Source organism: Pantoea sp. CFCC18179 (assembly GCF_059412405.1).
This window is the reverse complement of sequence record NZ_JBNBPM010000002.1, coordinates 349,824-364,639: the sequence shown is the minus strand read 5'-3', so window position 1 is coordinate 364,639 and position 14,816 is coordinate 349,824. Positions and strand designations below refer to the sequence as shown.

The 14,816-nt window shown below is 51.2% G+C and carries 12 protein-coding genes; 5 read left to right on the top strand and 7 right to left on the bottom strand.

Annotation, left to right across the window (positions count from 1 at the left end; all coding sequences use genetic code 11):
* The first annotated feature begins 45 nt into the window (after positions 1–45).
* The 5 genes from ACPUC7_RS06315 to ACPUC7_RS06295 all read left to right on the top strand — a co-directional run bounded on the left by ACPUC7_RS06315 (position 46) and on the right by ACPUC7_RS06295 (position 5,987).
* The gene (locus tag ACPUC7_RS06315; RefSeq protein ID WP_494922194.1) at positions 46–387 is read left to right on the top strand and encodes a PTS lactose/cellobiose transporter subunit IIA; all 342 of its coding nucleotides are present in this window, start codon (positions 46–48) and stop codon (positions 385–387) included.
* Positions 380–1,693, top strand: a complete 1,314-nt coding sequence (locus tag ACPUC7_RS06310) for a 6-phospho-beta-glucosidase (RefSeq protein WP_494922193.1) — start codon at positions 380–382, stop codon at positions 1,691–1,693. The genes ACPUC7_RS06315 and ACPUC7_RS06310 overlap by 8 nt, the downstream gene beginning before the upstream one ends.
* A gap of 31 nt (positions 1,694–1,724) precedes the next feature.
* Positions 1,725–3,077, top strand: coding sequence for a PTS cellobiose transporter subunit IIC (celB, locus tag ACPUC7_RS06305; protein ID WP_494922192.1), 1,353 nt, complete (start codon positions 1,725–1,727; stop codon positions 3,075–3,077).
* Positions 3,078–3,317: 240 nt separating this feature from the next.
* Entirely contained in the window at positions 3,318–3,935 is a 618-nt protein-coding gene (locus ACPUC7_RS06300) for a glutathione S-transferase family protein (RefSeq protein ID WP_494922191.1), read from the top strand.
* A gap of 9 nt (positions 3,936–3,944) precedes the next feature.
* Positions 3,945–5,987 carry a 2Fe-2S iron-sulfur cluster-binding protein gene (locus ACPUC7_RS06295; protein ID WP_494922190.1) on the top strand — a complete coding sequence of 681 codons (2,043 nt, stop codon included), beginning with the start codon at positions 3,945–3,947 and terminating at the stop codon, positions 5,985–5,987.
* Between the two features lie 140 nt (positions 5,988–6,127).
* Here ACPUC7_RS06295 and ACPUC7_RS06290 read toward each other — a convergent pair whose 3' ends face one another.
* From ACPUC7_RS06290 to ACPUC7_RS06260, 7 genes are all read right to left on the bottom strand, one after another.
* Positions 6,128–7,324, bottom strand: coding sequence for a peptidase domain-containing ABC transporter (locus ACPUC7_RS06290; RefSeq protein ID WP_494922189.1), 1,197 nt, complete (start codon positions 7,322–7,324; stop codon positions 6,128–6,130).
* Positions 7,242–7,847 (bottom strand): cysteine peptidase family C39 domain-containing protein, encoded by a 606-nt coding sequence (locus ACPUC7_RS06285; protein ID WP_494922188.1) that lies wholly within the window; start codon positions 7,845–7,847, stop codon positions 7,242–7,244. The genes ACPUC7_RS06290 and ACPUC7_RS06285 overlap by 83 nt, the downstream gene beginning before the upstream one ends.
* The gene (locus ACPUC7_RS06280) at positions 7,844–9,127 is read right to left on the bottom strand and encodes an HlyD family secretion protein (protein WP_494922187.1); all 1,284 of its coding nucleotides are present in this window, start codon (positions 9,125–9,127) and stop codon (positions 7,844–7,846) included. The genes ACPUC7_RS06285 and ACPUC7_RS06280 overlap by 4 nt, the downstream gene beginning before the upstream one ends.
* A 288-nt stretch (positions 9,128–9,415) precedes the next feature.
* Complete coding sequence (locus ACPUC7_RS06275) at positions 9,416–9,742, bottom strand: hypothetical protein (RefSeq protein WP_494922186.1); 327 nt, start codon at positions 9,740–9,742, stop codon at positions 9,416–9,418.
* A gap of 363 nt (positions 9,743–10,105) precedes the next feature.
* Positions 10,106–11,398, bottom strand: a complete 1,293-nt coding sequence (locus ACPUC7_RS06270; protein ID WP_494922185.1) for a DUF1254 domain-containing protein — start codon at positions 11,396–11,398, stop codon at positions 10,106–10,108.
* Positions 11,399–11,414: 16 nt separating this feature from the next.
* Positions 11,415–12,929, bottom strand: coding sequence for a DUF1254 domain-containing protein (locus tag ACPUC7_RS06265; protein WP_494922184.1), 1,515 nt, complete (start codon positions 12,927–12,929; stop codon positions 11,415–11,417).
* Between the two features lie 344 nt (positions 12,930–13,273).
* Positions 13,274–14,734, bottom strand: coding sequence for a DUF1254 domain-containing protein (locus ACPUC7_RS06260; RefSeq protein WP_494922183.1), 1,461 nt, complete (start codon positions 14,732–14,734; stop codon positions 13,274–13,276).
* Between the last annotated feature and the right edge of the window lie 82 nt (positions 14,735–14,816).

Sequence of the window (14,816 nt, the reverse complement as noted above, 5' to 3'; positions counted from 1 at the left end):
CAATCTAGCTGACATGACACGGCCTTGTGCTGTGGGGGATTCTGCATGCCTGAAGACGTGGTTATCGAGTTTGAAGAGGAAATTATGCTGCTGCTGGTGCAGGCCGGTGCGGCACGCAGTGCAGCGATCAATGCGCTGCGCTTAGCGCGTAACGGTGATTTCACAGAAGCGCAGCGTGAGCTGGCGGCAGCGAATAGCAGCATCAGCGCCGCACATCAGCAGCAAACCGCCTTGATCGGCCTGGATGAAGGCAGCGGCAAACTGCCGGTAACCCTGATTTTGGTGCATGCCCAGGATCATTTGATGAACGCCATGCTGATTCAGGATCTGGCGGGCGAAATCATTGAACTTTATCGCCGCACGGCGGCAGGAGAAACTCATGCTTAAGATAGCGATTATCGGCGGTGGCAGCAGCTATTCGCCCGAATTGGTTGAAGGCATCATCAACCGCTACGCGCAACTGCCGGTCACGGAATTGGCGTTGGTGGATGTGGAGCAAGGACGCGAAAAGGTGAAGATCATCGCCGATCTCACGCGCCGCATGCTCGATCAGAACGGGCTGGAACAAGTGAAGGTCAGCGTGCATTTCGAACTGGATGACGCAATTCGCGGTGCGACCTATGTGTTAACGCAATTGCGCGTCGGTCAGTTGGCGGCTCGCGCCGCCGATGAGCGTTTGGGCTTGAAGTACGCACGACTCGGCCAGGAAACCACTGGCGTTGGCGGCTTTGCCAAAGCGCTGCGCACCATTCCGGTGATGCTAAACGTCGCGCGTAAAGTGGAAGCGTTGGCGCCAGATGCTTTTATCATCAACTTCACCAATCCAGCCGGTATCGTCACCGAAGCGGTGTCGCGCTATAGCAAAGCGAAAATTATCGGCCTGTGTAATGTGCCGGTGAATATGCATCATATGATTGCTGGCATGCTCAACGCGCCGTGGGACGATGTGCAATTGCGCTTTGCCGGGCTGAATCATCTGGTGTGGGTGCATCAGGTGACGTGTCGCGGCGAAGATGTCACCGAACAGGTGATTGAGCAGTTGTGCGACGGCCAATCGCTGACCATGAACAACATCAAAGATATGCCGTGGTCGCCGCAATTCCTGCGCGCGCTCAAGGCGATTCCGTGCCCGTATCACCGTTATTACTGGCAAACGCCGCAGATGCTGGCCGAAGAGCAAGAGAAAGCACAAAACGGCCACGAAGACACGCGCGCCGAGCAGGTGATGAAAGTCGAAGCCGAGTTGTTTGCGTTGTATGCCGATCCGCATCTGGCACATAAACCAGAGCAGTTGAGCTTCCGTGGCGGTGCCTATTACTCCGAAGTGGCGGTCGAGTTAATCAGCGCCATCCACAATAACAGTGGCAAAAATCTGGTGGTGAACTGCCGCAACAACGGCGCGATTCATGGCTTGCCAGATGATGCCGTGGTTGAAGTGAATTGCCTGGTCGATGCCCAGGGCGCGCATCCGCTGATGTTTGGCGAATTACCGCCGCTGATGAACGGCTTAACCCAGCAGATCAAAGCGTTCGAACGTCTGACCATCGAAGCGGCGGTGCACGGCGATCGCCAGCAAGCGTTGCTGGCGCTGTTGGGAAATCCGTTGGTCGGTGATGTGGCCAGCGCCGAAGCGTTGCTGGAAGAAGTGCTTACGCTCAATCAGCCGTGGCTGCCGCAGTTCGCCACGCCATAATTTGTTGCGCCATTGAGCCTGAGGAGGCCCTATGTCCAACCGTACTTTTATCGAACGTTATGTGTTACCCGTCGCGCTGAAAATCGCCGGTCAAAAGCATGTGCTGTCGGTGCGTGACGGCATCATACTCAACATGCCGTTTATGCTGATTGGCAGTTTCTTCCTGATCTTTGCCTATCTGCCGATTCCGGCGTGGGGCCATTTGATGGCGGATCTGTTTGGCGATACATGGCGCAACAAGTTGCTGTATCCGGTGCGCGCCACCTACGACATCATGGCGCTGATCTCCAGTTTCGGTATCGCCTATCGTCTGGCGGAGAAGTACCGCACGCTCGATCCACTCACCAGCGGCGCGATGGCGTTGGTGGCGTTTGTGATGACCATTCCACAGCAGACACTGTTTGCGCCAGTGGAAGGCGCGCCGACGCAACTGGTCACCGGCGTGTTGCCGATTTCGCTGATTGGCAGCCAGGGATTGTTCGTGGCGATTGTGATTGCGCTGATGTCGACCGAGATTTATCGCTTCGTGCATAACCGCAATCTGGTGATCAAAATGCCAGAAGGCGTGCCGCCTGCGGTGGCGAAATCCTTCCTCGCGCTGGTGCCGGGCTTCTGCGTGCTGGCGGTGGTGCTGGTGTTGCGTTTGGCAGTGGAAGCCTCGCCGTTTGGCGATATCAATAACCTGATTGCGACGGTAATTGGTTTGCCGATGCATCATGTGGGCGGCACCTTGCCGGGCATGATTTTCTCGGTGTTGCTGATTGGCATTTTATGGACGCTGGGCTTGCACGGCGATGCGATTGTGCTGGTGTTTATCCAGCCGGTGTGGCTATCGAACATGAGCGAAAACCTTGAAGCGTTCCAGCATAACCTGCCGATCCCACACATCTTCACTCAGCAGTTTTATGATTTGTGGATTGCGCCCGGCGGCACTGGCGCGCTACTCGGTTTGGTGATCTTTATGCTGATACGCTCGCGCAGTCGCCAGATGAAACAGCTGGGTAAGATCGCCGCGCCCGCCGCACTGTTTAACATCAGTGAACCGTTGGTGTTCGGCATTCCACTGGTAATGAACCCCTATCTGTTCTTACCGTTTATCCTCACGCCGGTGGTGCTGGTGATTGTTTCATGGGCAGCGATGTCCACCGGTTTGGTCGCGCTTCCAGCCGGGATCGCGTTGCCGTTTACCACACCGATTTTCGTCAGCGGTTATCTGGCGACCGGCGGACACATTTCCGGCACCGTGCTGCAAGTGGTGAACCTGACGATTTCGCTGGTGATCTACTATCCGTTCTTCCGCATCTGGGATCGTTTGAAGTTCCGCGAGGAGCAACAGAGTGAACAACAGGCGCAAGCGGTGGCAGCGGATGCAGTAACTTCCTGACAAACATATGCTTCGTAGGGTGCGCATTTTTGCGCACCTGGTCACCATAAATGGCGACCCTACGTGTCAGGTGCGATTTTGAAAGGTCGCCATTGATGGTGGACGAAATGCAAACGCGCAGCATTCTTCCACTTTCCGCAATAATGACTTCGCAAACCCAGCTATTCTGCCGCGGATTGCGCTGTGCGAACCTTGCGTTATCGCCCGGGATCATCCCGGGCACAACCTGAGGAATCGCTCATGAAGCTCTACCATTTCCCGCTTTCAGGCCATGCACACCGCGCTCGTCTGTTCCTGTCATTGCTTGATGTGCCGCATGAAATCGTCGATGTCGATCTCAAAGCGGGTGAACATCTGACACCAGAATTCCTCGCCATGAACCCGTTTGGTCAAGTGCCGGTGCTGGAAGATGATGGCCAATTTATTGCCGATTCCAACGCCATTCTGGTTTATCTGGCGAAGAAAACCGGGCGCAGCGAATGGCTGCCAGAAGATGCCCTTGGCGCGGCACAAGTGCAGCGCTGGCTGTCGGTGGCGGCAGGCGATCTGGCGTTTGGCCCGGCGGCGGCGCGTTTGATTACCGTGTTTGGTCGCCCTTTCAATCCCGAAGAGGTGATCACCCGTGCGCATCTGGTGTTAACGCGCATCGAAAATCACCTCAAAGACCGTGAATGGCTGGTTGGCGATCGCCCCACTATCGCCGACATCGCCCAATACAGCTACATCGTTGGCGCGCCGGAAGGCAATGTGAACTTGTCAGGTTATCCGGCGGTGAATGGCTTGCTGCGCCGCATCGAAGCGCTGCCAGGTTTTGTGGCTTTCCCCCAAACCGCTGCCGGCCTGCGCAGCATCGCGTGAGTGACGATCATGGGTGAGAAACGTCAGGTTTGGCATCAGGGCGAAATCGCGCTGCAACAACAAGCGGGCGTGGCGGAACGTATGGCGGAAGTCGGCCAGCGTGTGGTGCGCGATCACATGCCCGATCAGCATCGCGATTTCTACGCGCAGTTGCCGTTTATTGTTGCCGGCAGCGTGGATGCGCACGGCGATGCCTGGGCAACGCTGCTGGAGGGCCAGCCTGGCTTTATCTTCTCTCCCAACGCCAGCACGCTGGACATCGCGGCGCGTCCTGACCCCAGCGATCCGGCCGCCGCAGGCATGCAGGATGGTGCGCCGATTGGCTTGCTCGGCATTGAACTGCATACGCGTCGCCGCAACCGCATGAACGGCGTGCTACAGGCGATTGGCGGTGGCTTTCGTGTGCAGGTCGAGCAGAGTTTTGGCAACTGTCCGCGCTACATCCAGCTGCGCGACTTCCGTTTCGCACGCGATCCAGCAGAACCTTATCGCGGTGAAGTGGAAAACCTCGCCGCTTTGGATGACGCCGCACGCGCCACGATTTCCAACGCTGATGCGTTTTACGTCGCCACTTATGCCGCGCAGAGCGTAGATGCATCGCATCGCGGCGGCAAACCAGGTTTTGTGCGCGTGGCGGAAGATGGCCTGCTGACCATTCCCGATTTCAACGGCAATCTGTTTTTCAACACGCTCGGCAATATCTATCAAAATGGCAAAGCGGGTTTACTGTTTGTCGATTATGCCAACGGCGACACGCTGCAAATCAGCGGCGATGCCGAGGTGATTTTCGATTCGCCGGAGATCGCTGCTTTTCAAGGGGCCGAACGTTTATGGACTTTCCGCCCGCGCCGAATTGTGCGCCGCCGTGCCGCCCTCGCCTTGCGCTGGCAAACCCAATCTGATGGCGCTGCGCCCAGCGCGTTAATGACCGGCGATTGGCAAGCCGCTGCCGAGCGTTTACGCGCCAGCGAACTGGCGACTCGCTGGCGTCCATTCCGCGTCACTAAGGTGGTGGATGAGAGCGTCACTATTCGCTCGTTTCATTTATTGCCGGATGATGGCGCCGGATTGTTACCGCATCTGGCGGGACAACATCTGCCGATTCGCGTGCAGCTTCCCGGCAGCGATAAAACACAGATACGCACTTATACGCTCTCGGCCGCACCGTCGGACGGTTTTTATCGCATCAGCGTCAAGCGCGACGGCGTGGTATCGAGTTTTCTGCATCAACACCTCGCGGTTGGCGATACGCTGGAAGTGCGTGCGCCTGGCGGTGATTTCACCATCGATGCCAATCAAATGCGTCCGGCGGTGTTGCTGGCGGCGGGTGTTGGCATCACGCCGATGTTAGCGATGCTGCGGCATCTGGTTTATGAAGGGCAACGCAAGCAGCGGATGCGACCGGTGTTCCTGTTCCAATCGGCGCGCAGCAAAGCCGAGCGCCCGTTTGTACGTGAACTCGATCAGCTATTGGCGGCGGCGCAAGGTGCGGTCAATCTGGTGCGCGTGCTAAGCCAAACCAGCGATGCTGAAGAGGGATTTGATTACGATTTTGCCGGACGCATTGATACGGCGCTGCTCACGCAGGTGCTGCCGTTTAACGATTACGATTTCTATTTGTGCGGCCCGCCGACCTTTACCCAAGCGCTGTACGATGGTTTGCGCGCGTTGAATATTGCGGATAATCGTATCCATGCTGAAGCGTTTGGCCCTTCGTCGTTGCAGCGCACTCCTGATAGCGCTGTAGCTGAAACACCCTTGCCGCCGGTCGCCACGCAAGCGGTGCCGGTAAAGTTTATGAACTCATTAAAAGAAGCGCGCTGGACGCCGGGATCGGGTTCATTGTTGGATTTGGCCGAAGCGCGGGGACTCAGCCCGGTATTTAGCTGTCGCGCTGGATACTGCGGCAGTTGCAAAACCAAACTGCTGCGCGGCGCGGTGACCTATCAAACGCAGCCAAGCGCCCAAGTGGCGGAGGATGAAGTGCTGATTTGCTGCGCGATGCCTGCGCAGCAAGAAGACGATGCCGAAGGCATTCAGTTAGAGATTTAAAGCAGAGTTTGGGCACGAGAATTTAGCGGTCACCATAAATGGCGACCCTACGGGCAAGTTTTTGGCTACGTCATTTATGGTGACCATATTAACGATTTTTGTAGGGTCGCCATTTATGGTGACCAATAATTACACCTATTTTAAATCCTGGTGTTATTTACACTCATATCAAAAACTTCATCCGCAGAATCAATGGTGCTTTGCCGATGTGCCACAATCACACGGGTCATATTCATGGCGGCAATCGCCTGATTGATTCTTGCTTCATTGATCGCATCAAGATGGCTGGTGGATTCATCCATAAATAAAATTTTGGGACGCCGATATAATGCGCGGGCAATCATTAAACGCTGTTTCTGTCCGCCAGAAATAGAGCCACCGAGTTCGCCAAGATAGGTCGAATATTGCATCGGTAGCGCCATAATATCATCGTGGATGCAGGCTAATTCAGCACACTTCACCAGCCACTCTCTATCAAGTTGTGACGAGAATGCGCTGATATTTTCCTCAATGGTTCCAGAGAGTAATTTGTCATCCTGTAATACGCAGGCAACATTCTCCCGGTAATTTTTCAATCCGAATCGCTGTAACTCAATGCCGTTCAAGGTGATCTTCCCACTGCTGGGTAATATTAAACCGCATAGCACTTTAAGTAAGGTCTTTTTTCCACAACCGGATGCACCGACAATCGCCACGCTTTTCCCTGCGGGAATGATGATAGAGAGTTGCTCAAATACCGCCGGAGTGAAATCATCATAACGAAAAGAGAGATTTTCAGCACGAATATTGAAACTGACGTCGCTATTTTTGGCTGGCAACATTGTCGCAGTGACTTCGGTTGGCGTAAGCAAAATATCTGACACTCGCTCCCTATGCAGACTTATCATTTTAAGTTCAAGCAGCATATTAATGATGTTGCTGGTGCGCGCTGAAAACTCGCTGCGATAGAAAGTAAAAGCCAGTAACATACCTAATGAAAGTTCGCCGTTCATTACCCCATGCGTACCGATCCATAGAATCAAAACATTATCTAAAGATCCAATCAATGTGTAAGCTGCACTATAAATCAAGCCAAACTTCGCATTCTTTATGCCAATATTCAGCTCACTGATATTCAAGTTAAACCATCGACCCGCACGTTGCTCGTGCATATTCATGCTTTTGACCGTGGCAATCCCATATAAGGTCTCCATGAAGTGGGAATGCTGCGTGGCACTTTTAATGATCTGTTCTTCAGCAATTCGTCGATAATAATCAAACGTCAGAATGCGCATCACGACATAAATTAAGGAAAAAGAGAACACCAACAAAAACAGCAACGGTGAATAAGCCACCATCAATAATCAATGCAGCTTTTAGACCCGTAATACTACCAAACAATTGCCGTATTTTTATTTTTTCGACTGGCACCTCGGATTGTTTAAAGCGTGTTCCGGGCCACAATTGTAAAGCGACGCCAGTAAAATGCTCAGAGAATTTGTTCGCTGATAACACCATGCGCCCTAGAGCAGGGTCATTAATCACAAAGCGATTTTTCGATACTTTTATCAGCACCACAAAATGGGTTAAATCCCAATGCAGAATACAGGGAAGCCGGAGTTGAGAGATTTCTGCCATTTCAATGGAAACCGGATGGGTATCAAACTGGTAATGCTGTGCGATCTGATTGATATTGACGAGATTTAGCCCGTGCGAAGAAATCGCATGCTGGTTTCTCAAGTGAACCAGATCCATCGCAAAACCATAATGATTAAACACCATCAGCAGCGCAGCCAGTCCGCATTCGGCACTTTCCGTTTGTAAAATAACCGGTGGCGTTTTCTTCCAGCATAGATTTAATCTCTCTTGCTGCTCGCTCATACCGCTGGCCCGGAAACACTCTCTTTGACGTCATATAAGGGCGAGAGAATCCATTGCCAAAGAGGACGTTGCTCAAGATAAAGTGTCACGTTGGCGGTGAGTCCATTCGATAAGGGAATTATTCTACCGTTATAAATAATGCCATCGCTTTTCATTGAGCACGCAACTTTGAAATAATTACCGCCAGAGCGAATCAACTCTTCTCTTGGCGCACTTCTGTAGTGACTCATTTCCTTAATCGAAGCGGGCACCCGTGAGATCTCTCTGATCTTCCCGCTAAATTGACCAAATTTTTGCCATGCAAAGGCGTCATAACGGATACTAACGGGAGCATCCTCGAGCAAATAAGGCATATTTTTGTCTGGCACCCACAGAATTAATTGATACTCATTTTCTGCATGAGGCAGCATTTGGGCGAGATCGTCATTAAAGGTCACATATTGGCCAATACCGATATTAAGACTCTCGATCTTGCCAGCGTAAGGCGCCACAACATAGACATCGGTCTCAGCCTCGACCGCGGCAAGTTGACGGTCTAGATCTTGCAGTTTTAATTGGTATTCCAATATTTGATTCTGAAACTCAATCTTCTTAGAGGCAATATCTGCTTCTATATTAATAATTTGCACACGCTCCTGAACGTGCTGATTATTAATTCCATTCCAGATATTTTGCTGTTGAAAGTAGTTATTAAGTTGGTAGATATACTGATCTTTGGTGATCAATCCCTGCTGCTGATAATTTCTATAGTTATTCAAGGTTACTTCGTAGGCGTGTAAACCCTTTATTGATTTTTTGAGTAGTTCCTCGGATGATGCATTTAACGCCAGATATTTATCGCGTTGCTCAACAAGATTGTGTTCCGTTTTTGCTTGATGAGTCTTTAAGCCCAATACAATATCTTTTATGGTTTCAATTTGGTGTTTAATCGCGGTAATACTACGTTCGCCGATTATTCCCGAACTGATGCTTTTCCCGGTATTGATGCGATACAATTTTTGTCCCGCAGCCACGGTACTGGCTACAGTGACGTAAACATCTGAGATATAGCCTTGATATTGCGACGAAATAGTAATAGGCCTTAGCGTTGAGACAACTTCTCCTGCTACGGAATTTCTTTTGGTATAACTCGCAAAAGTAAGAAACAGCAGTAATGCGATCACCACGAATAGCGTTGCGCTTACTACCGCAGTTTTATTCAGAAAAGTCACCTCAAGTACCACGCCCAGGTAGCGCCCCCGTTTTTTTTCGATCACTTCCTGCCGGAAAAAGCTAGCCATTGCTTTACAAATTCTCAGAAAGATAAAAGCTTCCCAATCAATATCGAGAAGCTTGCATGGTTAATTACTGTTAAACCAATCGTAAAAGCGAAACAGCCCGGAATAAAAAGCGTAAGCACCGATGAGCATTAACATCCACGATATAACCCCCAATATCCCTTGCGTATTCATTGGGCTACAAGGACCGGAGATACTAGAAAGAGGAAATATAGTAAAAATCCAAAGTGTATTAACGATCAGACCACGGGCGCTGGTACCCAGACTGAATTTTTTCATCGTTGATCTCTTTTACCAGGTACACTGGCCGCCGATATTATTTGATCCGCTATTATTGCCACCATTACCGCCGTATGGGCTATTGTTGCAAGACAAACCGCCGCTCACTCCACCTACAACAGCGCCAACCGCCACCGCACCCATTCCAGCTGGCCCCAAGGCTATGGCGCCGATAGTGCCGATAATTGCCCCCATGCCAACCTGATTGCCGCAGGTGCTAGGTGCGCCACCAGTGCGACCACCATTTGAATCGCTATTAACTTTTCCGCCGGTAGATTTATCGGAGAAATTCCCTGCACCAGAGACCATTGCCATTTCCTGCACATTCAACGTTTTCATATAAACTTCTTTTAGATGCCTGTTAATGTGGCAGAAATAAAATAATGCTTACCAAAGATAATGTAAATAAAGATATAACTGAAACCTACCATTAATAAATCGACCGAAAAACCTTCCAATAAAAAAGAAACAAATTAAAAATATCAACACAATTCAACAAGTAGCGACCTTTATTATTAGATGAACATCTAAATTGAAACTGTATTTAATCGCCATTTTTAAGGCGTGAATATATTTTTAAAATCATTCAGCCTTGTGATAAGCATCAAAAAACTTCAATTTAATTTTGGCTGTTAAGAAATTCAGAGGAACACTATCCCCGCATCTTTCTTGCGGGGATAGCTCAATTCAAATATGCGAAATTTACTTCACCACTTCCAGCGTCGGCGTTGGGTATTTGCCATCAATCGCCGCCTGATCCGGGCCGTAAAGACGCATGATGATATAGGCATCTTTCTCCGGAATTGGCAGCCAGTTCGGGTTATTGGCATCACCTTTGGCGCTCAAATCGATGGTGTACATGCTATCAGCACCAGGTTTCAGCGTGCGGTCGCCACGGCTGTGGCGGTTAATCGCGTTGTGCGCCATCAACATGTTGTCGAGACCATAAACCGTGAACGACCAGAACTGAGTAACGTTTGGCGCTTTAAAGTGAAGGCGATATTTTTTGCCATTGGAACCGTTAATGCTCTGGCCATCTGAACCTTTGATGATTTGCAGATAAACCGACTCTTCCGGCGGCAAGCCCCATTGGCCGATTAAGGTGCCTTCCGCGAACAGATCGCGTTTCTGATTTTGCAATTCTTCACGCGTTCCCAATAAACCTTTGGAAACCGTCATGGTTGGCTGAAGTTGTTTCAAGTGCGCCATGCCCAACTCTTCGCCTTTTTTAGCGGCGGCGAGTTGTTCGGCGGTGAAATCGGTTTTGCAGGGTTCAATGCCAACCGCTTTGTATTGGTCGATCCATTTCTTATCCACCGTGCCCATATCGCCCTGACACAGCACGAAATTCACCCGTTGAAGCCAATTGGTTTTTTCCAGATCTGGCCAGTTATGCACCGTGGCTTTCGGACCGGGTTCGCCCAGATAAGCCGAGAGCGTACGGATATTCCAGTCATCCATATAGCCCAGCGCTTTTTTGGTGTCTTCCGGGCTAGTCGCCATGATGCGCCCCATCAGCTTGACGATATCGGAATCAACACGTATCACTTCGGTCACACTGGGCGGCACTTCACCTTTCCATGAACGAGAGGCAAACATGAAGTGCCCGCCTGTGGTGCCGCGCGTGCGCGAGCCAATCATTGACGTGGTGTAATGCCCCATATCCATGGTGTGCAGGATCCAATAACGTCCTTTATCCATATCCGGCACGCTGACAATCACGGGTTCCGCGCTAACATCCAGCCAGCCTTGCAGGTGCAGCGTGTCGTTATTGATGGTGGGATGATCGGTGTAGGTATCGTCTGCCAGATGACGGATATTCTGGAAGCGGTTCATTGGTGTATCGGTTTTCACCGCCGTTTCATAAAAGAATTTGTAGGCTTCATCCATCGAATAACCGTAGATGTAAGCATCTTCGGCGGTTTTATCGCTAATTTGCGCCATCGCCGGCAGTGCAACGGTGGTGAGCAGCATTGCAATCAAGGTTCTTTTCATTTTCGACTCCGGTTTATCAGGCGCGCACAACATCAGCAAGTTTGAAGGTTTTGTTGTTGAGCTCATCGGTTGGGCCATATAAGCGCATCGCCGGTAACGGTCGCTTGCCGCTGGTGGGGATCCAGTTATTTTCCAGGCCAACCGGTGCCTGCGGGCCGATGTAAATCGTCACGCTGCCATCGGCGTTCTTCTTCATTTTGTCGAGGTCGTAAGAGGAAAGCGTGGTGCGATCCAGCGAATTGTAGATGAATGACATGGTGTCGCGGTTGTAGACGGTTAGCGCCCAGAACTGTTTCACCGGCATCTGCGCCGGCACGGTCAGGCGATACATCAACCCGGCTTGCAGTAATTGCCCGTCGCTGTCGGCTATCGCCATCAGATATTGCGTGGCGGGCGACGCACTCAGCTGCTTAGGCATGTAGGTACACCAGAAGTACTCTGCGGCGCGATTAATCAGATCGATTTTGTCCTCATACACAAAGGTAAAACGCTTGTTTTCATCCGTCTGCAATAGCGAGGCGTAATGACGATCCGGCCAGAACAGTTTTTCGCGCGGAAAATTGTCGAACCAATGTTGCAGGTAAAACCACGCATCAATCGCCGCCTGACGCATCGCTTTGCGCGTGGTGTCATCCGGTTTAAACGGCTTGCCGCGCTCGATGCCCAGCGACATCAGCATCCCCATCATCACCTTATCCTGCTCTTGCGCCGGTTCAACGCTGGCGACCGCATGCATATCCTCAAAGTGGCGTTCGTCATAAAACGGCAGCGTGGGGTAAACCTGATTGCTGGGATCGACAAAGCGTTGGGTTGGCGGATTAGCGGCTTCGCTGAGGTAATACATGCGCAGCTTTTTCGAGTATTGGTAGGCATCCTGCGCCGATTTACCCACGGCAGGCACCGAACGAAAAGCGAAGGCGATGCGGTAATTGGGGGAAGCGACATGCAAATAGCCTTGCGGGATCTCTTCTTTATAACCGGGCGGCGTGAGCAGAAATTTTCCGCCCTGCCCTTTATCCATGCCCGATGGCCCAACATCGGCGATGGTGAACTGCCAGGCATCAACGATCTGCCCATAAAGACTGCCATCCGCACTCGCTGCGGGTACTTCCAGCACCACTGGACCACGCTGCAAATCGGTAAATGCAGAGATGTACGGCGTGGTGCTGTTGGCAGTAATCGCTTCGAGTTTGGGCGTGGCGGTGTGGGAATAGGCAATGATGTCGTTGTCTTTCATGCCGAGATTGTTGAACGCGGCGCGGCGGAAGCTGTAAATCGCCACCGCTGGCATATTCCACAATACTGCCTCAAACGCGCGCTGATACTTAATCTGATAGTCGAAATCCACAATCGAACAGGTGGCGCCTGCTGGCGGAAATCCGCCCTGCGTTTCACCTTTATCGCCTGCGCCGTGATGCAGCGGGATTTTTTCTACCACCTTCGCTTGTCTGGCAGCAGCGTGTTTCATCACCGCAAACCCCGCGGCGCTGCCAAGCACCAGTTTATAGAAACCGCGTCTTGATATAGCCATGATTGCCTCCTGAACGGATTTAAAAAGGGGTAATGCTTCTTGCCTATTGTTTTGGGTTTGGCGTTTTCGGTATGACAAAACTGAAATGTATTGAACGGCATACGCGTCTTATCCAGAAGCTGAAATTCATGGATAAAACGGCTATATAACGGCTGGAACTTATTGAGAATACTGCCCTTTTGGCATGCAATTTCAGTGTAGTTTGAGTTAGTAAAAAGGTGAGGAATTGATTTGCACTGAGCAATTTCGAAAAAAATCGCTAAGCACGTCAAATGGATATGAAATCAATAAAGTTGAGGGTGTTAACAAGAAGGGCAACAAATTAACGTTGCCCTAAACCATTCCTAATTGCTGCTCACTTTCACGGCAGGCGGCGTCCAGGTTTTATTTAACACCGCTTCTTTTGGCCAGTAGGTTCGAATGGTCATTTCGAAATCACTGTCTGGCGCAGGTAGCCAATTACCGGCTTTATCATCGCCAGGGCTGCTTTTCTGAATATAAATGGTTAACGATCCATCATCGTTGTATTTCATTCCCTTCAGATTCTTGGTGCCGACCGAGTAGCGTCCCGACTCGTTTTTGGCGAAGAAATGCTGGGGATCATACATCGTCAACGACCAGAAACCATTGACCGGCGGCGTTTGTCCTTTCGGGAAAGTCAGCGTGTAGTTGTGCGTCCCATTCAACCGTTTGCCGTCAGCATCGACTTCCACAAAGAAGTAGCGTGTCTCTTCGGGCTGATTAACATACATATTCGATTTCGCGGTTGCGGTGCGGGTTAAATAGTCATATCCCCATCGCGCGCCGTTAGATGGCGTGTTCCAGCCATTGGGTAACACCTGACCATTGGTTTTGAAATCAAACATCGGCTTAATGACCTGCTCTTCCATTTCCACAGCGGCGTCATCTATCGCCTTTTTAATCGCGGGATCGGCTTTTGCGGCAGCCAGCATGGCGTTGATGGCGCTATATCGGGCTTCTTCTCCCGGTAACGGCGGGACTTTCGCTAACACTTCTGGCAGTTCATCGAAGAAGGTGGTTGGCTCTACCCATTTAATTTCACTTGAACCTGACAAATCTGCCGGGAACGTCGGCGAGTCTTTCCACACCACAGTTTTCTTTTTGCCGTCGTACTTACTCAGCGGATAAATCACCACCTGATTGAGCACGGCCTGCAATGCGTTTTGGTCTGCGGCATCGTCATTAACAAAGACACGCGGTCCCATGCCGACAAATTCCGTTGGAGAGTGGATCACTTTGGTAATGCCTGCCGGGATTTTGCCTTTCCAATGCGGGCCAACCACTAGGTAATTGCCCGGCTTGGTGCCATATTGCTTGCCCAGTTTGGAGAATTCATCGGTGCGCGCATCATAAAGCGCATAGACCCAGAAACGATCGCCAAAATCAGGCACTTGCAGCACCACCGGATCGTCATCCACCGCGCCAAAACCAAATCCATACACCACATCCTGATTGGGATGCGCGACCCAACGTTGCATCGGTGAGATGTAGCTGTGCAGCATAGAAACATAGCCAACCGGCGCGACGGGCAGGATACCGCCATTCAGTCCTGGCTCAGGTGCCTTGGCAAAAGAAGCCCGACGATTAAAGGAGTTAACCATCGGCCACGCCCAAAGATATGCATCTTTGGCGATCACCACCGCGGCGTTTTTGGTAATAACCGTTCCTGCAGGAAAGGGAGTAGTGGCAGGATGCGCTGCCTTCTCAGCAGGCGCAGCCCAGGACACAGCGTTACCGGCTAAAGCCAGTGCGATAGCCGCACTAAGTAAGATCTTTTTATTCATTTCAGATTGCCTCGAACAAGTAGTAAGCACCGGAATGGCCGAACAAAATTCGGTTGGAGCTGAACTACAGTACAGACAACGT